The organism is Bengtsoniella intestinalis, assembly GCF_039719005.1.
GTDB classification, from domain to species: Bacteria; Bacillota; Clostridia; order Oscillospirales; family Oscillospiraceae; genus Oscillibacter; species Oscillibacter intestinalis.
On record NZ_CP133584.1, the window covers coordinates 67365 to 91086 of the forward strand.

The 23722-nt window shown below is 46.2% G+C and carries 28 protein-coding genes, 2 pseudogenes and 2 riboswitches; of the genes and pseudogenes, 9 read left to right on the top strand and 21 right to left on the bottom strand.

From position 1 onward, the window contains the following. Window positions 1-17: 17 nt before the first annotated feature. The 3 genes and pseudogenes from RFF05_RS00415 to RFF05_RS00425 all read right to left on the bottom strand — a co-directional run bounded on the left by RFF05_RS00415 (window position 18) and on the right by RFF05_RS00425 (window position 3083). On the bottom strand, window positions 18-1565 hold the full coding sequence (locus RFF05_RS00415) for a recombinase family protein (RefSeq protein ID WP_409968486.1): 1548 nt from the start codon (window positions 1563-1565) through the stop codon (window positions 18-20). Window positions 1566-1933: 368 nt separating this feature from the next. Continuing rightward, window positions 1934-2122: pseudogene (locus RFF05_RS00420) on the bottom strand (type II toxin-antitoxin system PemK/MazF family toxin); the annotation flags it as partial. 472 nt (window positions 2123-2594) lie between these two features. After that, window positions 2595-3083 (bottom strand): hypothetical protein, encoded by a 489-nt coding sequence (locus tag RFF05_RS00425; RefSeq protein WP_409968487.1) that lies wholly within the window; start codon window positions 3081-3083, stop codon window positions 2595-2597. Between the two features lie 445 nt (window positions 3084-3528). Here RFF05_RS00425 and RFF05_RS00430 point away from each other — a divergent pair, with 445 nt between their 5' ends. From RFF05_RS00430 to RFF05_RS00445, 4 genes are all read left to right on the top strand, one after another. Beyond that, entirely contained in the window at window positions 3529-4746 is a 1218-nt protein-coding gene (locus RFF05_RS00430) for an IS110 family transposase (RefSeq protein ID WP_409968488.1), read from the top strand. Window positions 4747-5183: 437 nt separating this feature from the next. Then, window positions 5184-5263, bottom strand: a riboswitch (cyclic di-GMP riboswitch). 64 nt (window positions 5264-5327) lie between these two features. Beyond that, window positions 5328-5407, bottom strand: a riboswitch (cyclic di-GMP riboswitch). Window positions 5408-5764: 357 nt separating this feature from the next. Beyond that, on the top strand, window positions 5765-6235 hold the full coding sequence (locus tag RFF05_RS00435) for a DUF2975 domain-containing protein (protein ID WP_409968489.1): 471 nt from the start codon (window positions 5765-5767) through the stop codon (window positions 6233-6235). A gap of 13 nt (window positions 6236-6248) precedes the next feature. Further along, window positions 6249-6455 carry a helix-turn-helix domain-containing protein gene (locus RFF05_RS00440; protein WP_409968490.1) on the top strand — a complete coding sequence of 69 codons (207 nt, stop codon included), beginning with the start codon at window positions 6249-6251 and terminating at the stop codon, window positions 6453-6455. A gap of 3 nt (window positions 6456-6458) precedes the next feature. Continuing rightward, on the top strand, window positions 6459-6731 hold the full coding sequence (locus RFF05_RS00445; protein WP_409968491.1) for a hypothetical protein: 273 nt from the start codon (window positions 6459-6461) through the stop codon (window positions 6729-6731). Between the two features lie 59 nt (window positions 6732-6790). On the opposite strand, the gene RFF05_RS00450 is transcribed toward RFF05_RS00445, so the two are convergent. Both RFF05_RS00450 and RFF05_RS00455 read right to left on the bottom strand, forming a co-directional pair. Next, the gene (locus tag RFF05_RS00450) at window positions 6791-7507 is read right to left on the bottom strand and encodes a DUF3169 family protein (RefSeq protein WP_409968492.1); all 717 of its coding nucleotides are present in this window, start codon (window positions 7505-7507) and stop codon (window positions 6791-6793) included. Continuing rightward, a complete protein-coding gene (locus tag RFF05_RS00455; RefSeq protein ID WP_409968493.1) occupies window positions 7500-7712 on the bottom strand; it encodes a helix-turn-helix transcriptional regulator in 213 nt (70 codons plus the stop codon). Before RFF05_RS00455 ends, RFF05_RS00450 begins: the two co-directional genes overlap by 8 nt. A 222-nt stretch (window positions 7713-7934) precedes the next feature. On the opposite strand from RFF05_RS00455, the gene RFF05_RS00460 reads away from it, so the two are divergent. Together RFF05_RS00460 and RFF05_RS00465 are read left to right on the top strand one after the other, a co-directional pair. Continuing rightward, window positions 7935-8639: a response regulator transcription factor gene (locus tag RFF05_RS00460; protein WP_409968494.1), complete on the top strand. Its 705-nt coding sequence runs from the start codon at window positions 7935-7937 to the stop codon at window positions 8637-8639. Then, window positions 8636-10603: a sensor histidine kinase gene (locus tag RFF05_RS00465; RefSeq protein WP_409968495.1), complete on the top strand. Its 1968-nt coding sequence runs from the start codon at window positions 8636-8638 to the stop codon at window positions 10601-10603. Before RFF05_RS00460 ends, RFF05_RS00465 begins: the two co-directional genes overlap by 4 nt. Before the next feature lie 753 nt (window positions 10604-11356). On the opposite strand, the pseudogene RFF05_RS00470 reads toward RFF05_RS00465, so the two are convergent. From RFF05_RS00470 to RFF05_RS00480, 3 genes and pseudogenes are all read right to left on the bottom strand, one after another. After that, a pseudogene (locus tag RFF05_RS00470) lies at window positions 11357-11536 on the bottom strand (relaxase); the annotation flags it as partial. Window positions 11537-11574: 38 nt separating this feature from the next. Beyond that, on the bottom strand, window positions 11575-12102 hold the full coding sequence (locus RFF05_RS00475) for a hypothetical protein (RefSeq protein WP_409968496.1): 528 nt from the start codon (window positions 12100-12102) through the stop codon (window positions 11575-11577). Between the two features lie 5 nt (window positions 12103-12107). Further along, window positions 12108-12557: a hypothetical protein gene (locus RFF05_RS00480; protein ID WP_409968497.1), complete on the bottom strand. Its 450-nt coding sequence runs from the start codon at window positions 12555-12557 to the stop codon at window positions 12108-12110. 92 nt (window positions 12558-12649) lie between these two features. Here RFF05_RS00480 and RFF05_RS00485 point away from each other — a divergent pair, with 92 nt between their 5' ends. The 3 genes from RFF05_RS00485 to RFF05_RS00495 are packed head-to-tail and all read left to right on the top strand — an operon-like array spanning window position 12650 to window position 13564. Next, on the top strand, window positions 12650-12874 hold the full coding sequence (locus RFF05_RS00485) for a helix-turn-helix domain-containing protein (protein WP_409968498.1): 225 nt from the start codon (window positions 12650-12652) through the stop codon (window positions 12872-12874). 49 nt (window positions 12875-12923) lie between these two features. After that, a complete protein-coding gene (locus tag RFF05_RS00490) occupies window positions 12924-13289 on the top strand; it encodes a type II toxin-antitoxin system RelE/ParE family toxin (protein WP_409968499.1) in 366 nt (121 codons plus the stop codon). Further along, window positions 13286-13564 (top strand): helix-turn-helix domain-containing protein, encoded by a 279-nt coding sequence (locus RFF05_RS00495; protein WP_409968500.1) that lies wholly within the window; start codon window positions 13286-13288, stop codon window positions 13562-13564. The genes RFF05_RS00490 and RFF05_RS00495 overlap by 4 nt, the downstream gene beginning before the upstream one ends. 55 nt (window positions 13565-13619) lie before the next feature. On the opposite strand, the gene RFF05_RS00500 is transcribed toward RFF05_RS00495, so the two are convergent. From RFF05_RS00500 to RFF05_RS00560, 13 genes are all read right to left on the bottom strand, one after another. Continuing rightward, window positions 13620-13901 carry a CD1845 family protein gene (locus RFF05_RS00500; protein ID WP_409968501.1) on the bottom strand — a complete coding sequence of 94 codons (282 nt, stop codon included), beginning with the start codon at window positions 13899-13901 and terminating at the stop codon, window positions 13620-13622. Between the two features lie 30 nt (window positions 13902-13931). Further along, window positions 13932-14360, bottom strand: coding sequence for a hypothetical protein (locus RFF05_RS00505; RefSeq protein ID WP_409968502.1), 429 nt, complete (start codon window positions 14358-14360; stop codon window positions 13932-13934). 405 nt (window positions 14361-14765) lie between these two features. After that, the gene (locus RFF05_RS00510; protein ID WP_409968503.1) at window positions 14766-15242 is read right to left on the bottom strand and encodes a hypothetical protein; all 477 of its coding nucleotides are present in this window, start codon (window positions 15240-15242) and stop codon (window positions 14766-14768) included. 10 nt (window positions 15243-15252) lie between these two features. Continuing rightward, window positions 15253-15861, bottom strand: coding sequence for a hypothetical protein (locus RFF05_RS00515; RefSeq protein ID WP_409968504.1), 609 nt, complete (start codon window positions 15859-15861; stop codon window positions 15253-15255). 139 nt (window positions 15862-16000) lie between these two features. Beyond that, the gene (locus RFF05_RS00520; protein ID WP_409968505.1) at window positions 16001-16375 is read right to left on the bottom strand and encodes a hypothetical protein; all 375 of its coding nucleotides are present in this window, start codon (window positions 16373-16375) and stop codon (window positions 16001-16003) included. Window positions 16376-16395: 20 nt separating this feature from the next. Next, a complete protein-coding gene (locus RFF05_RS00525; RefSeq protein WP_409968506.1) occupies window positions 16396-16584 on the bottom strand; it encodes a DpnD/PcfM family protein in 189 nt (62 codons plus the stop codon). Further along, window positions 16541-17419 (bottom strand): DUF6017 domain-containing protein, encoded by an 879-nt coding sequence (locus RFF05_RS00530; protein ID WP_409968507.1) that lies wholly within the window; start codon window positions 17417-17419, stop codon window positions 16541-16543. The genes RFF05_RS00525 and RFF05_RS00530 overlap by 44 nt, the downstream gene beginning before the upstream one ends. Window positions 17420-17421: 2 nt before the next feature. Beyond that, window positions 17422-18348: a ParB/RepB/Spo0J family partition protein gene (locus RFF05_RS00535; RefSeq protein WP_409968508.1), complete on the bottom strand. Its 927-nt coding sequence runs from the start codon at window positions 18346-18348 to the stop codon at window positions 17422-17424. Then, complete coding sequence (locus tag RFF05_RS00540; protein WP_409968509.1) at window positions 18305-19126, bottom strand: ParA family protein; 822 nt, start codon at window positions 19124-19126, stop codon at window positions 18305-18307. Before RFF05_RS00540 ends, RFF05_RS00535 begins: the two co-directional genes overlap by 44 nt. A 579-nt stretch (window positions 19127-19705) precedes the next feature. Next, window positions 19706-20767: a hypothetical protein gene (locus RFF05_RS00545; RefSeq protein WP_409968510.1), complete on the bottom strand. Its 1062-nt coding sequence runs from the start codon at window positions 20765-20767 to the stop codon at window positions 19706-19708. Between the two features lie 116 nt (window positions 20768-20883). Then, the gene (locus tag RFF05_RS00550; RefSeq protein WP_409968511.1) at window positions 20884-22272 is read right to left on the bottom strand and encodes a tyrosine-type recombinase/integrase; all 1389 of its coding nucleotides are present in this window, start codon (window positions 22270-22272) and stop codon (window positions 20884-20886) included. Beyond that, entirely contained in the window at window positions 22269-23411 is a 1143-nt protein-coding gene (locus tag RFF05_RS00555) for a tyrosine-type recombinase/integrase (protein ID WP_409968512.1), read from the bottom strand. Before RFF05_RS00555 ends, RFF05_RS00550 begins: the two co-directional genes overlap by 4 nt. Next, window positions 23404-23664: a hypothetical protein gene (locus tag RFF05_RS00560; protein ID WP_409968513.1), complete on the bottom strand. Its 261-nt coding sequence runs from the start codon at window positions 23662-23664 to the stop codon at window positions 23404-23406. The genes RFF05_RS00555 and RFF05_RS00560 overlap by 8 nt, the downstream gene beginning before the upstream one ends. Between the last annotated feature and the right edge of the window lie 58 nt (window positions 23665-23722).

The following is a 23722-nucleotide window of genomic DNA, read 5'->3' on the forward strand; positions in this document are numbered from 1 at the left end:
TCTTATCACGGCGTACCTCAATGCGGTCTACAAGGGTGCTCCACCAAGAGAGCGGTGAGCTTGCGGTCTGCAAGGGTTTTAGTGACGGCATCCGTTAGGGTCTGGTAATGCTCCACGGTCTGTCTCCGCTGTTGCTTGGCCTCTTGGATGTTGCCAGCCTGTTCTGTGAGCTGAGATAGCTTCTCGGTATAATCGGCCTTCATTTGGCTGTATTCCTCTGGGGTGATGATGTCGTTGACGAGGTTTTCATACAGGCTTTGAATGAGGTGCTTGGTCTGGGTAATGTCTTTGCGAGTGGCGACCAGAGCAGTGTCCTCGCTGATGGTATCGTGCTGACGAAGGAGGGATTGATAGTGCCCTGTCATCAGCTTATTTTGCTGGTGGAGCATCACCATCAGCACATTGAGAATGTCTTGTTCACGGATGGAAACCACCTCGCAGGCTTGTTTCCCGTATTTCTGTTGAGTTTCACAGCGAAACCAGTAGGTGCCGTCCTTGTTCTGCCGCTTGCGGTGCATCAAGCCACCGCAGTGGGCACAGTAGATTTTGCCACGGAATAGGTTTTCAGAGTAAGGAATGGCAGGGGTGCCCTTGGCTGTGAATTGCTGTGCGAGACGCTTCATTTGCCGTCCTACACGGTCAAAAAGTTCTTGGCTCACCAAGCCCTCATGGGTGTTGGGGACGGTAATCCATTGGTCGGAGGGCACACGTACCGAGCGACCAGCCACGACGCTCATTTTCCCCTGTACCATGTGACCAACATATACAGGGTCAGCAAGCATATCCGAGAGGGTGCGCCGTGTCCAGTGTCCATTCCCCACGATGGCCTCGCTCTTAATCAGCCCTTTGGAGCGTTTATGGTAGCTGGGGGTGGGGATTTGATGTTCATGGAGACGACGGGCGATTTCGTTATAGGTCTCGCCATCGGCACCCCATGTGAATATCTGTTGAACAATGGGAGCGATCTCTGGATCAATGACCAGCTTGCCGCTGTCACTGGGGCTTTTGAGGTATCCGTATGGAGCATAGTTACCTAAGAATTTTCCATCCAACATCTTTTGATGCTGGACTGCCTTGCACTTGCGACCAATATCCAAGGCATAGCTTTCAGCCAAAATATTTTTAATGGGGAGCATGATGCCCCCGTCACTTGTGAGACTGTCATGGCTGTCGTTGACGGCAATAAATCGCACACCCTTGGCAGGAAGATACTTCTCCAAATAATAGCCTGCATCAATGGCATTTCTCCCGAAGCGAGAGAGGTCTTTGACGATGATGCAGTTGATTTTTCCTGCCTCGATGTCTACCATCATCTGCTGAAAGGCTGGGCGATTGAAGTTGGTGCCTGTCTTGTCGTTGTCGGCATAGCACTCCACAAGTTGAAGGTCTGGGCTGGCGGCTATGTAACGCTCAATGATATTACGCTGGGTCTCCAAGGAATCCCCCTGCTTGCGCCTATCATCCGATGAGAGACGGAGGTAGGCAGCAGTGCGGTACAGACCAGTTTCTACTGGTGTGGAGACTACGGTCTCTGTTACAGGTTGTTTTCTACTCTTACGAGCCATTATGCCACCCCCTCTTTCCATATCGTTGTTGCTTGCAGTACCGCCAGAAGTTGCTCGTACTCCTCACGGAAATGGTAGTTGATTTGAAGCTCTGTTTTCCCTAATACTTTAATGCTCTGGATGAAACGGAGTACCGTGGGACGGTCAAGAGTTGTCAGCTCTTGATAGTTGCGGAATTGTTCCATGAATTGTAGACGGTCACTCTTACCCAGAAGGACGGTGCCCAGTTCTTGCTCCAGTTGCTCAATGGCACGGACAGTAGCATCCTCACTGGCGGTGTAATTTGCCTTAAAGGTTTTGTACTCCTCTTTGGAGAGGTGTCCAGCCACCAGATTTTCATAGAGGGAGGCTTTGAAGCCTCGTATCTTAGGCTGGTTACGCTTCTTGGTATATTTGCTGGTGAGAGGGGCCACGATGAGTGTGGGACAATAGATGTTGCCAATGTTATTTTGGAGTACCAGCACAGGACGGACACCGCTCTGCTCTGAGCCACGGAAGTGGCCTAAGTCGGCATAGTACAGTTCGCCACGGTGATAGCTCTGATCATTTTGATTCATAAAGAAATCTCCTATTTTATGTTGTATGTAAAGTCGCCAGCCCACCCTCGCAAGGGTAGACTGACGACTGTTATTTTTATCAATTCATTTCAAATAGCACATTTGCACTCTCGCACCCCTGCTATATTGGGAATTTCATAGACTGCCGTTGGTATTGGCATCACAGGTTATTTCACCTCTCCGTGGGTCTCACCGAGCTGCCCCCATTGCTTGTATCTGTGGCTAGGCAGGAGTATCATTGTCCCATCGTCAGTATCGTGGCAAGTAGGCCGCACCATGCGCTCCTATTTCAGTCCAAAACAAATCGCTCGCCCTTAATGGCTATCACCTCGATTGAGAGTGTCATGGCGGTTTGACTTCGTTGCTCCACTTTGATGGAAGGTATCTATGAAATTGACTATGTAATTTTGTAGGTGCAGAGTGAAGGGGAAAACTCCCTTTCACCTTCCTACTTACAAAACACGGTCAAAAGTTAACCATGTTTGAAAAATTTTTTTGCACGGGATCGGATCTCCGCAATGTACTTGCTGACAAAGGCCTTCGATACCCCACGCACACGAGCATATTCCGTGGCAGAAGTCCCACCCAACATACAGGTCAGATAGATGTCCAACTGCTTGGGTGTCAGAATTGCACGAAAGGCCTGCTCCATTTGTGCGGTTACATACTCGTCCTCGGTCTGGGTAGGCTCCACTGCCCACACATCATCTACATCGTCCCCATCAGTGTCGTAGCCCAAGTGTAAAAGAGGCACACGGCAAGCCAGAACACTCTTACCATCACGCACCGTGTAGACAGGAATCCCTTGCTGTTCACGGTGCATCTTCATGGCATCATTATGTAATGTACGGAAAACCTCTGCATCCACTTCGCAAATCTCCCCTGTGCGCTTGAGGCGGGTGAAGAACGCTCCCTCGGCTGTTTTCCATAGGTCGTAATCAAATTCTTTTGGTGTGGTCATTTTCGTAATCTCCTGTATTATGATTTTTTGATTTGGGGTCAAAAAATCGGAGATTACGGGTATTTAGCTATGTAGGCTTGCCATGTGCTGGTGATGGGTGTTGCCATGTGTTGGTTTCTCCTTCGGGAAATCAACAGAGTTAGGCATACACTATCCGCTGGGGATTGGACACCTCCTACAATATAAATTAAGGTTTAAGGCACGGCAGCCAGCCGTGTCTTTTATCTTTTTGTTGCCTAAGCTGTTAGAATGGGAGAGAACAGGTCTGGCGCTTAACACCAAGGGCTTACACGCCCGCATTGGAGTCCGTCAGCCGCCTCTCTCGTTCGCAGCATTCGATTTACGCAGGTTGTGCCACCATCACTGGTGCGTTCGTGTCACTCAGGAGATTGAACAAGCAACGAAGAAAGCGGGATGCCTAATCAAAATACACGGAGGAAACAATATGAACGCAGTCGGGATTGATATTTCCAAAGAATTCAGCGTGGTAGCCGCCCTGCGGCCAATGGGTGAGGTGGCGCTCCCACCTCGTACTTACCAGCACGACAGCCAAAGCATCGACGTACTGGCGCAGGAAATTCTTGCTCTGGGTGAGGACACCCGTGTCATCATGGAGGCCACAGGGCGCTACCACGAGCCAGTCGCCCAGGCTCTCAGTCAGCATGGCATCTACATCAGCATCCTCAACCCCCTTCTCATCAAACAGAGCGGTGGTGGCTCCATCCGCAAGGTTAAAACTGACAAGGCTGATGCACTGAAAATCGCTAAATACGGACTTGACAACTGGGTGGATTTGAGGGAACATACACCTATGGAAACTTTAAGACAACAATTGAAACTCTGCACACGGCAGTACAATTTGTACATGAAAACCATTGTTTCGTTACAAAATAATCTGATTTCTCTCTCGGACAAGACCTTTCCCGGCGTCAATGAGCTGTTTTCTAGCCCTGAACGGAAGGATGGTCATGTCAAGTGGATTGATTTTCTGACCACATTTTGGCACTGTCACTGCATTGCAAAAGTCAGCGAAAAATCCTTCTCAGACCGCTACCAAAAATGGTGCAAGCGAAAGGGGTACCATTTTCAACCCAGAAAAGCGGCTGAAATCTACGCAAAAACCCAGCTCATGATTGTCACTCTGCCCAAAAATGACTATGCAAAATTGTTGGTTGTGACGGCGGCAAAGCAGCTCACAGCCTCCAAGGAGACCCTCTCCGAGATGAAGGTTGAGATGAACCGCATGGCGCAGGAGTTGCCTGAGTACGACACTGTCATGGCCATGTACGGCGTGGGCGAGGCCACTGGCGTACAGCTGATGTCGGAAATTGGAGACGTCCGCCGCTTTGCCCACCGCAGTTCCATCGTGGCTTTTGCGGGGGTGGATCCGTCGGTTAACCAATCGGGCAAGCAGACCTCCCAGAACGGTAAAACCACCAAGCGTGGTTCTCCACATCTGCGTAAGACGCTGTTTCAGGTGGTCTCCACCTACGTCAAGAAGAAGCCAGAGGACGAGGCGGTGTACCAGTTCATAGACAAGAAACGTGCCGAGGGCAAGCCCTACTACGTCTACATGACGGCCGCACAGAACAAGTTCCTGCGGATTTACTACGCTCGGGTCAAGGAGTGCATGCTGGCTCTGGAGACCGCTAACGAGGGCTAGGTGACACTAATTTCATAGTTTTCTAGGTCAGTGAGCATCCTTCTCTTCCTGACCTGCTTTTCTATACCCATTTTCCATCTCACAATTTTTGTGAGATTTTTTCATTTTAGGGCTTGACTTTTATTTGCAGGACTCCAAATATAAAAATTGGTTACTCTATCGCTTTTATTTGTGTTAGGATGCGATGGAGTGTGGAGGGTCAAAAAAGGAAAAACTGTGTTGGGAAATGACACAATAAAAGGAAATTTGACAAAATATAAAAAGGGTGTATTCACAGCTATGAGCTGCAAATACACCCTTTTTTCGTCGATTATTAGGCCAAATCATATTATATTTTTGGTCGCTTATGTGGACTGCGTACATGATATTGGCATCCTTTCTGGAAATAAAAATGGGCATAAAAAAAGTTGCATTAGCCCCACACCGAAGCGCGAGGTTAATGCAACTGGCTGGCTCAGCAATGCAAGCCCCTGTAGTTTTGTGTCACTGCCTTACGGCAGTTTTACCCCATGTGTAATTTTATTTAGTGCTGTGCTAAAGGGCATAAAAAAAGCTGCATCAGCACACAGTTGAATGTGTGCCGATGCAGCTGGCTGGCTTGAAAATCGTAGCCCCTGTAGCTTTGTGCCGCTACTTTTCAGTAGGTTTACCTTTGAAATCGCTGAAATCTTATCATATCCGATGCGTACTGTCAACAAAATCTACGTTAAATAATCCGACAAAGTTCGATTATTGCAATATTTATTCCAAAATAGTTTGAAAACAACAGCTATACTCTCTTGTGTTTCAGTATAAATCTAGTAAAAAATCCGCCCCAAATCAACAGTTCAACAAGGAACAGCATCATCACCCCAGCAGAAACAGTATCTCGTACCTCGGTCGCCGCCACACATTGAGCGCTGGTGTAATCCACTGTGCACAGAACTATTTATTGATAAACGATAAATAGTTCTTGACAAACAATTTGCCTCATGCTATCTTGAATATATCGAAAAACGATAAATTTCGGAGGTGGCTTATGAAACAACTCAACTGGTCACATAAAAACAGTATGAAGCTCAGCCGTGTGATGGTGATACTCTTTGCAGTGGCGTTGGTGGCGCTAGATATTTTCGCACGGGATGTGACGGTATTCCTATCTAGTCACCTGTTGGGACAGGCTGGCATTGGCCTGGGTGAAGGACTTGTGTTTATGGTGACACTCTATGTGTGCAGTCTCCCTGGCTATGTGCTCCTGTATAGCCTGTATCGGCTGATTCGCAATCTGGAACAGGGGACGGTGTTTGTGCCACAAAATATCGCTTATTTGCGCCGTAGCAGTTGGTGCTGTGTGGTGGTGGCTGTGGTGTGTGTGGTGGGAGTCCCCACTTATCCCTCGTTCTGCATCATTACCATAGCGGCAGGATTTATGGCGCTCATCATCCGCATCATCAAAAACGTGTTTGAACAGGCCATCTTGATGAAAGATGAACTGGACTTCACCGTGTAAGGGGGGCTACAACATGGCAATCGTCGTCAACTTGGACGTGATGATGGCACGGCGTAAAATTGGTGCAGGAGAGCTGGCAGAAAAAATCGGCATCACCCCAGCGAACCTCTCTATCTTAAAAAACCAAAAGGCGAAGGCAGTACGGTTTTCCACACTGGAAGCCATTTGCGAAGTGTTAGACTGTCAGCCGGGGGATATTTTGGAGTGGAGAAAGGATTAACTTATGTGGTTATTATTTGGTATCGTCGCAATTATCATGGCTTTTTGCAATTGGATCTGGGGGGCTCGAGGGAAAAATCCAGAGGTTTTTTGCTACCTCAGTCTCTCCGCCACCGCCCTCACCGTCTGTGGATTTTATCAGCAGAATACGGACTGGGCGCTTGCTGGCGACTATGGTGCGATACTAGATACAGCCGGCGTTGCCACCGCCCTTTGGGTGCTGGTGGTGCTGTCCATTCTTATCAATGGGGCAACCTTGTTAGTAAAGGAAAAATAAATGCTGAAACGCTACCATGCCCAAACGGGCAAGGGAGCGTTTCAGCATTTATTTTGGTTTTAACCAATCCTATACTTCTGCACCCCGATAAACAGGGAGAACACCGCCCAGAGTACACCGATCACCACCAATTCATAGCCAGATAAGTCTAGCACGGGATTGAGGAATGCCACGGCCAGAAATGCGATGACGAAAATAATATGGAAGCTGGTGACCAGTTTGGCACCGATTTGCCCCATCTGCTCTTTTTCTCGCTCGTCCATTTTTTGATACAGGTCTGCATTAAACGTAAGCTTGCTCCAGTCCACATCTTGCTTGGGGTTGACTTTACCGCATAGACGAACTAGCCCCACTTCGTTGCAAAGATTGATGAACGTGATGGCAAAAAAGGAGATAAAAACCCCAACAGAGTAGATGCCACAGTAGACCATAATGGCGAAGAAAATGGGTATCATCCCAACGGCTAAGGTGGTGCCAAGGCTACCCAGCGCCCCCAACCGACGCTCTGTGCGTGCGTAGGTGCTGTTCTCCTCGTCGCTGTAGCCCTCGGCTTTGACTTTACCAGCGACTATTCTAAAATGTACTGCCAAAGCCACTTGTACCGCCACGATAGCATACATCACATACTCAAACCCATGGGCGAAAAAACCAAGTGGCAATGGTGCATCCATGAAGGCGGCCGCTGTGTGCCCAGCGGTGGCAAATATACAGCCAATGATACCAGCCACAACGGTGATGGCAATGGTTTTTAGAACACTTTTCTTTGTGTTATTCATGTAAATCCTCCTGATACGAAAACAAATCTTCAACGGTAACGGAAAAATATTGCGCTAATTTTAGGGCTAGTACGATAGATGGATGGTAATCCCCACGCTCGATGGAGCTGATGGTCTGGCGGGAGACATCGCAGATTTTAGCCAGCTCTGTCTGGTTGAGGCTACTCTGCTCCCGATATTGTTTAATGTTATTTTGTAGTGGCAAAGTGCTCCACTCCTTTCGTTTTGACAAAGATAGTTGTCATACTCGAGTAAAAAAAGAGGTGCGTCCACCCCACTTTATGACAACTATCCTTGTCAGTATCATAGCACATGACAAATATTCTTGTCAAGAACTTTTTATTAAGAAAGTCTTAAACTTGCACCCCCTATCTTTTTAAGGGTGCCCTGTGCTAAGATACAAACACCACATAGGAGAGGTGAAACCATGTACCACATTTTAATCTGCGACGACGATACCGACATTGCCACCACGTTGGGGATGTATCTCCGAAGCGAAGGCTATCTCATTTCCACTGCCAGCAATGGGCTGGAGGCCTTGGATATTTTGCAAACCCAAGACATCCATCTCATATTGATGGACATTATGATGCCCAAGATGGACGGCCTTAGTGCCACCGCCAAGCTAAGGGAATTTTCCAATGCGCCCGTCATTATGCTCACCGCCAAGAGCGAGGACACCGATCTGATTCTGGGGCTAAACATGGGGGCGGATGACTACATCACCAAGCCCTATCGCCCCACAGAAGTGATGGCACGGGTGAAGTCCCACCTGCGACGTTATGCCCAGCTAGGGGGCATGACCGCTCCAAAAGAGGGCAGCTTGACCGTGGGGGAAATTGCTCTGGACGACGAGGCCAAGACCGTCACCCTCCGTGGGGAGGAGGTCAACGTGACCCCCACGGAATATAGCATCTTGAAGTTTTTGATGGAAAATCCCAACAAGGTCTACAACTCCAAGGCGCTCTACACCGCCGTCTGGGGACAGTCCCCCATGGGTGCAGAGGGTTCGGTGGCGGTACATATTCGTCATTTGAGAGAAAAGCTAGAGGTCAATCCCTCTGAGCCTAGATACTTAAAAGTGGTCTGGGGTCAGGGGTACAAATTAGAGAAATTGGAGGGAAAATCATGACTTGGAAGCAATCTTACGGGGTGAAAATCCCCGTTTACATCATCACACTTTTGGCACTCATTGCATCCATCGCATCAGGTGCGGTGTTACTCATTGGCTACGACAACGGCACTTTCACCAACGAGCAATATTACGGCACAGACTCTTATAACAGCCTAGCAGGTAGCACGCTATGGAGCTATAACGCACGGTTGGACAATGAAAAGAGATGGACTGAGGAGACGGTGGCTTCTGGTGATGCATTGACCATCATAGAAGGCTCTGGTATGGAATATTCTGATGAGGTAATCATTTTTTCGGAGAAACCATTGGAGTTTGAGATATTAGAATCGGAACTGATTATCGACCAATATTTAGCTGAAGTCTTGGCTGAATTTGAATCCACTGCCAGTGTAGAGGAGACCAACTTCAACATCCGCATCACGGAAAATGCCACAGGGGATGTGCTACTGGATACCTTTGGTGATGGGCTGTATTGGCCCATGGAAACCCGGGAATACGGCAATTACACCATAGAGGGTGCCCTCCAGAGCCCCACCACGGTGAACGACGAATTTGCTGGGCAAGAGGTGATGTACTATCAAATGCGGAGCCTGTTCCCCGACATTTGGGTGGTCTTTGGCGTTAGCACCCTTCTCTTGCTCATTGGCTTAGGGCTTATCATCGCTACCGCAGGTCACCGCAAGGGGAAAGAGGGGGTCACTCAGGGAACATTGGAGAAAATTCCCACAGACTTGTGGGTGGTATCGGTCACTCTATTGGGTGGTGCCGCCGCCTACGGTACATTTGCCAGCAGTTATAGCGGCTGGCAACAGCAGAGCGACATCGCCTATGTGGTGGGCATGGTTGCCCTTGCCACCGCCTGTGCTCTGGTCTTTGGGGATTTGGTGCTCAAAACCGTTGAGACAGTGGCGGTGCGTGTGAAAACCCATACCTTTTGGCACAATACCATCATAGGTTGGATATTCCGAAGTGTGAAAAAAGGGTTTGCCACCCTGCCCATCATCTGGCGGACTGTAATCATTAGCTTAGCTATCTTTGCTGTCAACGGCTTTTTGGGGATGTGTTCCACCTTTGGTGTGCTGTCATGGCTTATTTTCGCCTTTTATAATCTGCTAATGGTGGTTGCCCTCTGCGCTCTGGCATGGCAGATGAAGCTACTCCAAACTGGGGCAGAAAAACTGGCAAATGGCAAGCTCAGTGAGAAAATCAACACCAGTAGAATGTACCTAGACTGCAAAAAATACGGTGAAACACTGAACACCATCGGGGATGGCATCGGCCTTGCCGTGGACGAAAAGCTGAAATCCCAGCGGATGAAAACCGAGCTGATTACCAACGTCTCCCACGACATCAAGACCCCACTCACCTCTATTGTTACCTGCGTGGAACTCCTCCAAGGGGAGCACACAGAGGAAGAACACAGAGAGTATTTAGATCTGCTCCAGCGTCAGTCTATGAAGATGAAAAAGCTGGTGGAGGATCTGGTGGAGGCCTCCAAAGCCTCCACAGGCAATTTGAGCGTGAATCTGGAAGACACCGATTTGGTGGAGGTGGTGGAACAGGCTCTGGGGGAGTATGTCGCCCGATTTGAAGCCCAGAATTTGACCGTAATGACCACGTTCCCAGAAAGTTGCACCGCTCAGGCTGATGGAAAATTGCTGTGGCGGGTGCTAGACAACCTCCTGTCCAACGTATGCAAATACGCCATGCCATCCACACGGGTGTATGTTACGGTGACAGAGGGTAATCGCCCTGAGATCGCCATTAAAAATATCTCGGCAGAACCTCTGAACCTCACCGCAGAGGAACTGATGGAACGCTTCGTCCGTGGGGAGTCCTCCCGCACCACCGAGGGCTCAGGCTTGGGACTAAACATCGCCCAAAGTCTGATGCAGCTGCAAAACGGCAGTCTGAAGCTGTATATCGACGGCGACTTTGTGAGAGTCCAGCTCTATCTATAAGGCATCACCCCCGAGCCAGCTACGGTTCGGGGGTGATTTTTTCAAAGTTTATGGGAACATTTTCCCAATTTCTGCGTCTAAATAGGTAAACCAACTCTGTCATATATTTGTAATGCCTCTAGCTATCTTTTATGATGTGAGTGTGATAGAATGAGAACGGTAGAAAATGCTAACTAGGGGTAAAAATTAGAGAGGAGTACACGCCATGAAAACAACACTCAACTCTACCCCAGTATATCAAATTTTGCAACGTAATAAGACCATACTGCCACCATAACCATTGGTCAGGGAACCACCGCTACTGGCGAGAGCGGAACCGTGGTGTATTATGTGATTTTGAAATCACCCAATAACCCAATCGTAAAATAGATAGGATAACCCCCGTGACACTTTATATCAAACAAAAATATTAGAAAGCGTGATTATGATGCAGAAAAGAAATACAATTCGGAACACATTCTTGGGTTCTATCCTGCTGTTTCAGCTTGTTTTCCTAGGGTATATCATCTGCGGCAGTGATGTGATTGCGATGCCGCCGCACTACTTAAAACCCACCTCATTTGAGTATTGGAATTGGCTGGTTGAGAATAGAACTTCGCTCGATAGTGCTCTCATTGACAGTGCTATGATTATAAGCATTGTTATGACGTGCATTTTTCTGTTGGGGCTATCTTATGATCTGTTGATCAATCCACTCAGACCGAAAAATAAAAAGCCGATACTAATTTCCTGTGTGCTTGGACTGATTGGTTACTGCCGCTTGGAAAGGAGAAATTCCCCCTGCACAGTACGGGGGTCGCACTGGTAGGAAGTGACTAGCTCACCCCCCTCTGTCTTGTCTGGATTCATAGCATAATCCGTGCGATCACCAAGACAATCAGCAATGGTTTTTCCCTTGTTTTGGTGCATAGCAATGAGCCGTGTGGTAGCGATAAAATCACCTCCTACATATTCAATTTTATGGGCTTGGGTTATAGGTCAAAGTCGTGAAGCTCCTTGGAAAGTGCAATGACTTCTTTGAGTATTTCGAGTTGCTTGGAGTAATCAGCTACTTGAACTTCATCAGCCAAATCAACAAAGAATTTTAGCAGAACACAGTCGGCATCCACCGGTGAAATGGAGAAGTCCTCATACATCCGAAAGAGCAGAGAGAGGAATATGTGCCAGTCGTTTCTAGGGCACATGGTACTATCTAACCTCTGATATTTGAGCTGAATTTCACCCTTGGCGATGTCCTCATCATATTCAATGCGAAGGTCAGCAACGGTGGCATCGGCAAAGATTTCAAGAGGCCCATACAACGCACGAAATACCATAAGTTTCTCGTCATTAGGCACTCGGCGATACTGGGCTGTGTCCACGGCATGATAGTTCAAAATGGCATCTATGGATGGTGGGTGAATATCTGCTAGGTCGTCTGGCTCATCAAATTCACCATTCAAAAAAGATGCCTTTTCAGCCTCGAACGCTTGTAAAAAATTGCGTGTGAAAACCTCCATAGCAATCAATCCTCCTGCTCACTGCATTGCGTTTCTGGATATAAAATAATACGTTTTTTCTTTTTTTGGGCATACTCCAATGTCTTAGCGGCACCACCCCAACTATGGGTGACATACGCCACCAGAACATCATTATCTTGCACCATAATCTCGTTTCTTTTTAAGATGGCAAAGCGTTTTGGCACCTTCTCCAGCTCTGGATACATGGTGTAATCATAGTCGTCCTCGTAGTGGTTTTTCTCTAAATATGCTAAGACAAGGATACGCTGAATTTGCGGAGAACGCTTCTTTTCTTGCTCTAAGACCGAGGATACCATCCTATCAAAACCGCCATGACCACCGCAGTAAAAATGGGTGACTCCCTCGCTAATAAGCTGTCGGATCACGGCTTCTAGCCAGCTACGAATTTTTTCATCGCCATATACATCGTTGTGTCCACAAAATGTTACTGTCATGAATACCTCCCACTCTCGATAAGCCCAATATTGGGCATCACACTTATGCCCAGTATACGGGCATAATAGAGAAAAGTAAAGGGGGGATTTTGATGATTTCTTATGCACCCTTATGGGTAACATTGAAAAACCAAGGCATGAGCACTTACACGTTGCGCCAGTATAAAGGATTTGGTGGCGGAACCATTCAACGGTTGCGACAAAATCTCTCTGTTTCCACAAATACACTAGATGACCTGTGCAAAATCTTAAAGTGTCCACTTTCAGATGTAGCGATTTTTATCGAAGATACTGAAGAACTGGAAATTAAAAAATAGCTATTGACAATGTGGGATATATCCCACTATAATAGAGATAGAAAGTAGCGTGTTAGCAGTGAGAGACTTTGAGGTAATCCCCTACGAAAAAGAGAATGGCGATGTCCCTGTGATGGAATTCATCCAAGAACAACCCAATAAAATGCAGGCTAAAATTCTGATGGAAACCGAACTGCTAGAGGAATACGGCAACGAACTTGAGGGAAAATATACGAAGCATTTGGATGATGGTATCTTTGAACTTCGCATCAAGCTGGCATCTGACATCACTCGTATACTCTACTTTTTTCACATTGGGAAAAAGATTATTTTGACCAATGGGTTTGTGAAGAAAACACAGAAAACCCCAGCCAGAGAGATTGCTTTGGCCAAGAAATATCGTAGCGACTATTTGAGCAGGGAGGCTACACGATGAATCTACAAGATATGAAGCAAACTTTGCTATCTAATCCCGAAGTAAAGAAAGAATACGAGGCATTACAGCCCGAATATGCCGTAGTACGTGCCGTACTAGAGGCTCGTAAACAGGCTCGATTGACACAACAGGAACTTGCAGATATGACTGGCATCCACCGCAGTGATATTAGCAAACTGGAGAATGGTACCTCTAATCCTACCATCGGGTTACTTCAACGGCTAGCCGAAGGTATGGGCATGACAGTCCGTGTGGAATTTGTACCAAAGAGCTGATGATAACAAAATAGAGTGGCGATAGCACGAAGCTACCGCCACTCTATTTTTGTCTTTACACGGCTCTCAGCCAGTCGTTAAACCCCTCTACTTGGGCGATGATCCATGCACCTAGCAGGGGTAGCCCGTAGGGGCTGATGAGGTAGGACAGGACGAGGAACAGCACCCCTCCTGTAACTTCATGGGTGACGAGTAGGAACAGACCTACAAGGAAGCCCAGCGAGGCCACAAGCCCCAGCAGACCGCCACCAAAAATCAGCAGGAACTTGGCGATAGAGAGCACCAGAGAGAGGGCGAGGGTGATGGGGAACAACACGATTTTGAGTAAGCATTTCATAGGGGGTACCTCCTGTTTGAATGATTTGTTTTACCGTACCCAACCTTGGACAGACTGCAGAGTGGTGTCGTCCCAATTATTATAACGTGCGCCACTGAGCATAAATGCAATAAATGGGGCAGCAGGATAGCTTGCAAACTCACTTGCATAGGTATAGGTATCGTTTGAGGACAATCCTAAACCCTTATCCAAGCAAAACCCGTAGCTGTTCACTGCCTCGCCACCATAGTTATAGCTGGTGCGAATGGTGCGGATATTCACCTTGCTCTCCAAGTTGTTGGAGTAATAGGTGCCTCGGAAATCCGTTGCGTTGCTGTACTGCACAGTCACATTGCTGGGAACATTGCTGTTCTCAGCCGCATGAGATGTCATGGTCATAGGGGTAATCAGCCCGAAAACCAAGGTTAATGCGAGAAGAAATGATAGTCCTCGCATACAAAAATGCTTTTGCATTGCCATGAAAAGTTCTCCTTATAATCGTGTTGTTTTGAACGCAAAAAGGCAGTCGATTCAAAACGAGAATCGACTGCCTATCTAGGTAAGCTGGGATTGTGCTTGGAGCACCAGACAGGCGGAAATTTCATGACTAGGGAGATTTTGCGTGTAGGCGAGGATGTAGGCTATACGAGTGCAATGCTCATTTTGTGATATGAGCTATAAAACTAAGGTGATAGTGCCACCGATAAAACTACTGATAGTGCTTTGTAATAGTTCTCGTTTACCAAATCCGTTAAATAGTTCGTTTTGCGTTTTTACCCCCATAGGGATGTATAGGGAAGTGTCATTTGGCATTAAAAACCTCCTTTCCAAAAATAAATAAAAGCCTTGCAGAACTATACATGCAAGGCTTTTACATTATTTAACTTATTTTCTTATCAAAAATAAGTTTTCTTGTGTTGCAAATATAGAAATAAGATCTATAATATCACTACACGTAGAATATACTGATACTGAAAAACCACCTGAAATACAAATATTGCAATAATCATCTGCTTTTAGCAAAATTTGAACAGACGATTTATCTTTCACAATAACCTCATTTATGATGCTAGAAATTTCTGTTAGTGGCAGTTTACGAATATTTTCACCTACATCATAATTTGATAAAAGTCCAAAATACTCACAAGGTAATTCTGTTAAGCATAGTTCAGCTTCATAGTAGCACATTACTTTAAATACTAATCTGATTACCTTTTCAGAAAAACTTTGCAAGAAAGTATTCATAAAATATTCTTCAAACTCAAAATAGTCTTTTGAAGTAACTGGTTTAGGTAAATAATCAATAAAATATTCGTTGCTAGATTTTTGAAGTTGTTCAACTTTTCCCAAAATATCAGTCATTTTAATTATATTACCTCCTTAAAACTTTACCATTTTCATCTAATGTACCTACACGATCACCTTTTTTATCTTTGAGCTTCCACTTACTACCGCCATGTCCATTTCCTCTATCCTTGTCGATACTCCAACCACCATCTTCTTTGTATTCTTGTTTGCCTCTTACTTTTTCATTAAATTGATCTAAATCTACATTACCATTAGGTTTCTTTAATCGTGAAGGAATTTTGGCTTCGACTGCTTTAATTTCTGCTCTTTCAGCAAACCAATCCGAAATGGTATTATATAACCAAGAGCCTGCTTTGATAATTGCTCCTCCAACAATTATCACACCTGCCGTTGTTACAACAACTTGACCTATGCCTGGGATATACCATGTTCCTGCTGCAATCGCTATTACTGAACGTGTTTGTAGTGTTTCCTGCTCAACCGCTGTATCCAATAATACCGTAAATTCCGCTTGTGAGTAATAAACGTCGTTTATATATACTCCTGTTTCAACTACTTGCACATAATCTTTGTTTGGGATATTATGTGCAAACGCAGGAATAGTTGTTGTAAAAACCATTACTACCATAAGTATAAAGCTAATTAGCTTAGTTGTCAATTTTTCATAATTCATATCCTTTCTCAATCTTGATTTTCAAATATACATACTTTTATTCGCCTATTAAAATATTTTATTCACCTCACTTTTCTATATCGTTTATCGTATCATATGTTATAACTATAACATATGAACTAGACACCTTATGTCTAGTTCAAAAAAGTTTTTTATATTTTTTATAATTTAGATATTGTTCTGAATAGACTGTTTCCGTACATTCAAACCGTTTGATGTTGCTTATCTTTATTAACTCATACTCCGTATAATAAGAGAAAAGATATATTCCATCTAATTTGTACACATATCCAAGACAAGCAACATCGGTTCGGTGATCAATATTCGCCAATAACTTAAAATCCAAACACTTATTTATCGACACAAATATGCCTTTACTAAAGTCAACAGGCTCATTATAAACATCTAAATTCAAATATTCGTTTACATTTTCTTCAAACATAGTTGTAATATTTGGAGCAATCAAATATAACTTTTGTAAAATTTCTTGGCTGTTTGTATTGCTTACAAACATACGAGATATGTGTAACGCTGTTACGAAATCTCACGATTTTCAGCGGTGACGGTGACGGTGCGTTTGAGGGTCTCGGTAATGGTGATGTCAAATTCTTTCATGGGTAGGTCTCCTTTTGGTTTTGATATATAAAAAAGCCGCCTTGTGATGGTTTCACAAAACGGCTCAATTATTGGGGTGGTAGAGGTCGTGGTTGACCTGTGCTGCATAGTAGCTGTCGATGGTGGATGGTGCGTTAAAGAGGGTTGCCAGCAAATACCGCTTGATGTTGCGGACGTAGGTGGTATTCCTATCGAGGCATTCAACAACGTACTCAATATGGCTTGATGAAATCTGCAAAAATCTCTCTTTCACCATGGGGGCTGGGTAGTCCTCGCCAGCAACGGTGATAATCTCCTTGGTGGAGCAGAGGACTTCGATGATAAGCTCGGCAATCTCGTCGAGGCGGCTATCGCCCCCCAAGGGGCTGTGGACTTTGAGGTGATGGTACTCCAAGTTCTGATATACTAAATCTCTAACATCGTCTGTGCTCTCACATCCCATCCATTCCAATCCCGTCCGTGAGCTGTCCTCTGGATTTGATTGATAAGGATTTGATATATCCGTACTTGATGTATTAGGTTTTGATTGTTTAGTATTTAATTGGGGGGACTTCTCCGTATACGGCTCGTCCACATACGGCTTTCCCGTATCTGGTTGGGTCGTATCTGGTTGGGTCGTATCTGGTGGAGACGTATCTGGTTTGGGGGGATGTGGCTTCTCGTAAATGATGTACTCGGTGTCAGCGATACGACCACGATGGTCTCTGGTCTGGTGACGGACAAGATAGCCGTATTTCTCCAACTCCTTGAGGGCACTCCCAATGGCTTCGACCCCCTCCTTGCAGATGGAGGCCAGCCCTCTGGTGGTGTAATCCCACTTGTCGTTAAGAGAGAGCATTTTTGACAGGAGGCCAATGGCTTTGAGGGACAAGTTCATGTCCCGAAGATGGTAGTTCGCCATGGTGGTGTAGTTGTGGTTTTTCTCCACTCTAAAGACTGCCATGATTATCGCTCCTGCTGTTGTGTCCGCTTCTTGTGCCAGCCCTCTAACAGCTTCAAGATGGTATCCTGCATTTTTTCTGGGGTGTAGCTCTTGGGAAAGTATTTGCTAATTTTATCGCTGGAGAAAGAAATTTTTGCTTGTTCGGGCTTCTTCTCCTCGCTCATAATAGCGCTCATGGCCTCGCAGGTGCAGTTGCCATCGGCACTGAAACGCTTCAACCGCTGGGCTTGTGAGAGGGACGGTGTGGCTTGCTCTGCATCCATGACATCCAACAGGGTTTCTTGTTCGGTGATGGATAAGTAAGACAACTCCACGGCAGGATTAAAGCCAATTTTACGCTCATCGACCATGTCTAAAAGTTCGGGTATCAATTCCGTCAAACGTACAAATCTTTGGACTTGCCGTGGACTATCGCCAGAATTTTCAGCGATTTTGTTATCACTTCTTAACTTCGTGCCAATTTGGCACGAAGTTAAATCCTTTCGTGCGCCTTGATGTTTGATGGCCTCTAACTTCATCTTATAGGCAAAGGCTCTTTCGCTGGGGAGGATATTTTCACGTTGCAAGTTGCTGTCAACCATAATAATGGCGGCAGTGTCATCATCCATATCACGGACGATGACGGGCATGGTCTCCAGTCCAGCCAGTTCGGATGCACGGTGACGACGGTGCCCAGATACAATCTCATAGCCACCCTCTGGGTGAGGTCGGGCAAGGGCAGGGACAAGCACTCCGTAAAACTTTACGCTCTCCACAGTCTCTAGCATTGCCTCATCGTCCTTTACCTTAAATGGGTGGTCTTTGAAGGTGCGAAGCTCCTCCAACGGGAGTTGGGTCACTTTTTCTCGCTGGGCATCGTCTCGGCTCTCTTGGGTGGAGAACAGGTCATCTACTGAGGCCAGCTCTAGCTTTCTGTCTTTGCTTTTCAATTTTCAGTACCTCCTTGGTCAGATTTCGATATGCCTCGGCAACTTTGCCTTTGGGGTCATGGGCGAAAATACTCTTGCCCTCTGCGGTGGTTTCAGCCGCACGGATGGAATAGGGAATGTCGGTGTCAAGGACTTTAATTTTGGTGCCGTAGGACTCTCGTAATAGGGAGCTAATCTCTTTGGAGAAATTAGTGCGATTATCTACCATAGTGATGAGTACACCGTCAATCGCCAATTTGGGGTTGATTTGCTTGCGGACTTGGGCTATGCTTTGAAAAATTTCCTCCAAACCTTTAGCGGAGAGGAATTGGGACTGGGTTGGAATGATGACACTGTTTGCCGCTGATAAGGCATTGATGGTAAGCATCCCAAGCGAGGGACTGGTATCTAGCAAAATATAATCGTATTCCCTCTTGAAATGCGACAGTGCTTCCTGTAAAATAGTTTCACGGCTCATTACATTGATGAGGGACAATTCTACACCAGCCAGACTTTTGTTAGCGGGGAGCAGGTCAATGCCTTCGGCATGACTCAAGATTCCCTCTTTGGGATCAATAGGCTCCTCATTGATGACCTTATTAAATAGCGTAGTCAGCGTGAATGAATGTTCTTTGGGTTTGGTATAGCCCAAACTGATACCCAAGGAGCCTTGTGGGTCACAGTCTATGAGCAAGACCTTCTTGCCTGCCTGTGCCAAGCCAACACCCAAACTTGCGGTTGTCAATGTCTTTCCGACACCGCCTTTTTGCATGGCTATGGCAATTACTTTAGCGTTCATAGAAACCTCCTTTTTGGTTTATGGCATAAAAATAAGGCCAAGTTTCCTTGACCTTATTTTGTAGCTTATTTAATTGTAAAACTGGCATTTAGGTATTTGTCGCAAATGTACCAAAAATTTTATAGGGGCTGAAATCGAGGGTGATTTTGCCTCGAAATAAACCCTGTTTTAGAGGGACGAAACGGCTGAAACCGTTGGTATGACTGGGTTTTTACGTTTGTCGCAATTATGCGGTAAGGGCAAGCAAAAGAACCGATTAGCCTAACGGCTAGTCGGTTCTTTTGCTTGGCATTTGCCTAGTGGGAAATTGGGAGATTTCTGTATTTTAGGGGATTTCACTGCACTTTACTCCCTGTAATTTCGGTAGGGGCAAATCGATTTTATTCGAGGGGAGTGTCCCCTCGAGCTCCCCCAGATGGTGGATGATTGGGGGCTTGACCACATCCAGTACCATAGACGGACGAAAAACGAGGTGATTGATTTCACCTCGTTTTTCTGTTTCCTTGCATCCCGTAGGGGCGACCTGCGGTCGCCCGCTGCCTTATTCTTTGTCTACTGCGCCGCAGTTTTTGCGATAATTTAATAATCTTCATTTTCGTATCGGGTATACCCTCGACGATCTCGGCCACAGCGGTCGTAACCATCTTTATCATAACCGTCTTTGTTATACCCTGTTCTGTCATATCCTTTTTGGTTATAGCCATCTCTGGTAAACCCGTGTAGATCATATCCACTTTGGTTATAGCCGTCCCAGGCAAATCCATGCTTGTTATAACCATTTCGGTTATAGCCATTCGTATCGAATCCATCTTTATCACGACCGTCCCGATTGAGGCCGTGTCTATTATAACCGTTTGAGTCAAATCCGTCTTTATCATAACCGTCTTTGTTATAACCGTCTTTGTTATAACCGTATTGATTGACTCCATCGCAATCATATCCTTCACCGTTGTAACCGGATTTGTTGTAGTTATCTTGGTTGGAATTTTGAATGTCACTAGATTTTTGGATGTTGCTTGTTTGGCTGTATGTATATCTAATGTAATTATCTCGACTAACCCCATTTCGATTGTACCCTTTTCGGGTAAATCCTTCTTTGTCATAGCCATAACGATTATAGCCATCTCGTCCAAATCCGTCTTTATCATACCCTGCTCTGTTATAGCCGTTTCGGTCAAATCCATCAGAATCAAATCCTTCATTGTCATAATAATTATGATTAGAGCTATGGATTTCAAAGGTGTCATGTCTGGATAGAATTTCTTTATAGCTGATGTTTCTGTGTTGGATTTCGTTTTCCACCTTTTTACAACTTTTTCTTTTTTTGTAAAGGTAATGTGAAATTCTCCATACAATCCAGAGTAAGAACCAGATGGGAATCCATAACGCTGGTTCAAGAATCATTGTAAATAATTGCATTAAATCGTCCATGATTGGGAAAAGGAGAGCACAGAATAAAAGAGCTATTGCTAAACCGCCTATGATAGATAAACAACCAATGTTTTCAACGTTGTTATGCGTTTTGGTTTTTCTACTGTTTGGATGTCGTCTATAATGACCGTGGACATATCGATATTTCCCATATCTTTTCGTATAAGGGGCTATGTAAATGTCATCATCATATATTCTTTTTTTACTCATACGCCCCCCCTATAAAACAAAAGGATGTATAAATATTGTAACATTTACAGCATGAATGTCAAGCGCCAGTGTTGTGCATTGGGTGAAAACATGTGTTTAAGAAATATCGATTTGTATTACCTCCCATGTATTTTATGCCGTGCAATTAAATCCGCCAACAACATTTCGCATTCTGCTTCCGTTTTAGCATAGACCGTCTGTACATGGCGTTTGCCATCGGTACCCACAGGGGCGTAGCGGCCTTCCCAGAGGGTGGGGGTGATTTGGGTCAGTCCACCTGTGCCTGGCTTGCGTTTCTTGCCTTTGTGGGGCTGAAATGGGGCAGAGGGCTGGGCTTCTTTGGGCGGTTGTGGTGGTGGCGCTTGGTGTGTGATACCTTGGTCGATATGGAGGGAAGCGGCTTTCTGCATGGCTTCTGTGGAGTGGGCGTAAATGTCCAAGGTGGTGGCGGCAGAGACGTGACCAATGACTGTAGACAGGGTTTTTACGTCCATCCCACCAGCGATGGCGTTGGTTGCAAACGTATGGCGCAGGTCATGGAATCGCACTCGTTTGCACTGGGCGTGTTCCAAGATGCGGTGCATTTTTTTGAGACACCAGTTGGGATCCATAGGTGCATCCTCTTTCACAGGGGATGGGAAAATCCACTGGCTTTTGGTGTGTGTATGAAGCTGTTCTAGCACGGTCAGCACCGATTCTGGCAAGATGATGGTGCGGTTGGATGCGTTGGTTTTGGGTGGCGCCACAATCAGTTCACCCTGTATGCGCAAGACCTGTTTTTCCACTCGTATGGCACCAGTTTCCCATGTGACGTCGCTCCATTGGAGTCCTAGTAATTCCCCTCGACGTAGCCCTGTTGCCAGTGCCAGAAGGTAGAGTTCGTAGTAGCCTTCGTACTTGGCTTGGATTAAAAATCGCCCCATTTCCTCTCGTGTGAGCACCTGCATTTCATGGCTGTTTTTGGGTGGCAATCGACAATCCTCGGCAGGATTTTTACGGATGAGGTGTTGGTCAACCGCTTGCGCCAAGGCTTTGTGGCAGATAGCATGACAGGTGCGGATGGTGCGGTCAGACAGGCCTTCGCCGTAATATTCTGTCAGTTGCTTGCGCCCGGATTGTTTCAGGTGGGCGTAAAATTGTTGCAAGTCATTGGTGGACAGCTTGTCTAATTTGTAGGCTCCCAGCTCTGGGATGATGTGAAGGCGGAGCAACCGCTCTTGGCTTTCTTGGGTGGAAGGGCTGAGTCGTGGAACTGAATACTGCTCGTGCCAGATGGTGAGCCAATCCCCGAATTTCATATCTGGCTTTAGCTTGCTGTTGGCAGTAGGCACGATGTTTTCCTGCAACGCTTTCAGCTTAGCTACACATTCTTTTTTCGTTTTCGCCAACACGGACTTTGTTTTGGGCAATCCTTTTTCGTCGTAGCCGATGACGTGACGACCTTCCCACCTGCCATCACTGCGGAGACGAACCAGTCCTGTACCACTTTTGCGCTTCTTGCTCATACCATCACCCCTTCCAAAAATCCGCCCACAATCTGTGCGGCTCGTTGCTGCATATCGCCTGTGACGTGGGTGTAGGTGTCCAGCGTGAAGGACGCTTTTGTGTGCCCAAGAATGTGAGACAGCGTCTTAGCATCCACCCCATTGGTCAAGGCGTGGGTAGCGAAGGTATGGCGCAGGTCATGGAATCGAATGCTTGGTAGGTTAGCTTTTTCCAAGATAAAGTTGAGTTGGCGATAGGCGGTGGAGGGTCTGGTTGGCTGTGTCGGGTTTAATAAGTTGGGGAATATCCATTCTGATTTTACCGTTTCTTTGCGCTCAGCAAGCACTTCCATAGCGCTAGGTGGCAGGAAGATTTTCCGTGTACTCTCACCAGTTTTGGTGTCACCGATGGTCATGTCGTCATGGACAGTGCGGCTGATTTTCAGTGTTCCCAACTCTAAATCCAAGTCCTCCCATTGCAATCCACACAGCTCACCACGGCGCAAGCCTGTGGTGATGGCGGTGTAGAAAAAATCGTGCCATTGGCAATCACCCTCTATCACAGAGAGGAACAAATTCAACTGCTTCTGATTCAAAATCTGCTTTGCTGGAGGGTTGGGCTTTGGTACCACAGTTCCTAGTGTGGGGTTGTGTGCGATGAACCCCTCATGCTTCGCCATCTCCATGGATAGATGCAACATAGAATGTACACTCCGAACCGTACTATCGGATAGTGATTTGCCTGACTTCTCATGCTCCACGATACGCCCTGATTTTTTCAGCTTGGTATACATCCTCTGTACGTCTGTGGTGGTGATGAGGGAGATGGTTTTTTCTCCAAGGTGTGGCTTGATGTAGTTCTCAGCATAGTTCCGATACCCCTGCAAGGTGCTAGGACGCACTGTGCCATTCATGTAGTCATCTAGCCATTTGTCCAGCCAGTCACCCAAGGTCATGGCACAACCTTCTGTCAATTCAACATCCTGATACACCGTTTTCTGTTGATGCAACTTCTCCAACAATTCCTTTTGACTTTTTCCAAACACGGAGCGAAAGATTGGCTTGCCGTCGTCCTTATGACCCACCACAATCCGACCTTCCCACCGTCCGTCGTCCCGCTTTCTCACCATGCCATCCCCAGATGGTCTGCGCTTACTCATGTGTGTCCTCCTTTGATTCTTGTAATAGGTTTGCAAATTTCACGCCCACCTTCAGTCCATAAGTGAAGCTGTGTAGCGACACTTCCTCTTGCAATAAATTGTTTGCATCCACTAATCGTAGCAATAGTTTGCGATCCTCCTTGCCTAGCACATCGTGCAATGCCGCCCATGCAATCTCTCGTTCGTCCATCCATCGTTGGTCTGGTAGCGGTGGTTGAAATGTTTGTTGTAGCGTTCTCATAAACTCGTCCATACTCGAACCTCCTTTTTCAACCACCAACACTACCACAGGCGTTACCCAATAGCTATTC

Bases quoted from the DNA above. Each gene is read 5' to 3' on its own strand.
- RFF05_RS00415 (WP_409968486.1), bottom strand. From the start codon at position 1,565: ATGGCTCGTAAGAGTAGAAAACAACCTGTAACAGAGACCGTAGTCTCC.
- RFF05_RS00425 (WP_409968487.1), bottom strand. From the start codon at position 3,083: ATGACCACACCAAAAGAATTTGATTACGACCTATGGAAAACAGCCGAG.
- RFF05_RS00430 (WP_409968488.1), top strand. From the start codon at position 3,529: ATGAACGCAGTCGGGATTGATATTTCCAAAGAATTCAGCGTGGTAGCC.
- RFF05_RS00435 (WP_409968489.1), top strand. From the start codon at position 5,765: ATGAAACAACTCAACTGGTCACATAAAAACAGTATGAAGCTCAGCCGT.
- RFF05_RS00440 (WP_409968490.1), top strand. From the start codon at position 6,249: ATGGCAATCGTCGTCAACTTGGACGTGATGATGGCACGGCGTAAAATT.
- RFF05_RS00445 (WP_409968491.1), top strand. From the start codon at position 6,459: ATGTGGTTATTATTTGGTATCGTCGCAATTATCATGGCTTTTTGCAAT.
- RFF05_RS00450 (WP_409968492.1), bottom strand. From the start codon at position 7,507: ATGAATAACACAAAGAAAAGTGTTCTAAAAACCATTGCCATCACCGTT.
- RFF05_RS00460 (WP_409968494.1), top strand. From the start codon at position 7,935: ATGTACCACATTTTAATCTGCGACGACGATACCGACATTGCCACCACG.
- RFF05_RS00465 (WP_409968495.1), top strand. From the start codon at position 8,636: ATGACTTGGAAGCAATCTTACGGGGTGAAAATCCCCGTTTACATCATC.
- RFF05_RS00475 (WP_409968496.1), bottom strand. From the start codon at position 12,102: ATGGAGGTTTTCACACGCAATTTTTTACAAGCGTTCGAGGCTGAAAAG.
- RFF05_RS00480 (WP_409968497.1), bottom strand. From the start codon at position 12,557: ATGACAGTAACATTTTGTGGACACAACGATGTATATGGCGATGAAAAA.
- RFF05_RS00485 (WP_409968498.1), top strand. From the start codon at position 12,650: ATGATTTCTTATGCACCCTTATGGGTAACATTGAAAAACCAAGGCATG.
- RFF05_RS00495 (WP_409968500.1), top strand. From the start codon at position 13,286: ATGAATCTACAAGATATGAAGCAAACTTTGCTATCTAATCCCGAAGTA.
- RFF05_RS00500 (WP_409968501.1), bottom strand. From the start codon at position 13,901: ATGAAATGCTTACTCAAAATCGTGTTGTTCCCCATCACCCTCGCCCTC.
- RFF05_RS00505 (WP_409968502.1), bottom strand. From the start codon at position 14,360: ATGGCAATGCAAAAGCATTTTTGTATGCGAGGACTATCATTTCTTCTC.
- RFF05_RS00510 (WP_409968503.1), bottom strand. From the start codon at position 15,242: ATGACTGATATTTTGGGAAAAGTTGAACAACTTCAAAAATCTAGCAAC.
- RFF05_RS00515 (WP_409968504.1), bottom strand. From the start codon at position 15,861: ATGAATTATGAAAAATTGACAACTAAGCTAATTAGCTTTATACTTATG.
- RFF05_RS00520 (WP_409968505.1), bottom strand. From the start codon at position 16,375: ATGTTTGTAAGCAATACAAACAGCCAAGAAATTTTACAAAAGTTATAT.
- RFF05_RS00525 (WP_409968506.1), bottom strand. From the start codon at position 16,584: ATGCAGCACAGGTCAACCACGACCTCTACCACCCCAATAATTGAGCCG.
- RFF05_RS00530 (WP_409968507.1), bottom strand. From the start codon at position 17,419: ATGGCAGTCTTTAGAGTGGAGAAAAACCACAACTACACCACCATGGCG.
- RFF05_RS00540 (WP_409968509.1), bottom strand. From the start codon at position 19,126: ATGAACGCTAAAGTAATTGCCATAGCCATGCAAAAAGGCGGTGTCGGA.
- RFF05_RS00545 (WP_409968510.1), bottom strand. From the start codon at position 20,767: ATGAGTAAAAAAAGAATATATGATGATGACATTTACATAGCCCCTTAT.
- RFF05_RS00550 (WP_409968511.1), bottom strand. From the start codon at position 22,272: ATGAGCAAGAAGCGCAAAAGTGGTACAGGACTGGTTCGTCTCCGCAGT.
- RFF05_RS00555 (WP_409968512.1), bottom strand. From the start codon at position 23,411: ATGAGTAAGCGCAGACCATCTGGGGATGGCATGGTGAGAAAGCGGGAC.
- RFF05_RS00560 (WP_409968513.1), bottom strand. From the start codon at position 23,664: ATGGACGAGTTTATGAGAACGCTACAACAAACATTTCAACCACCGCTA.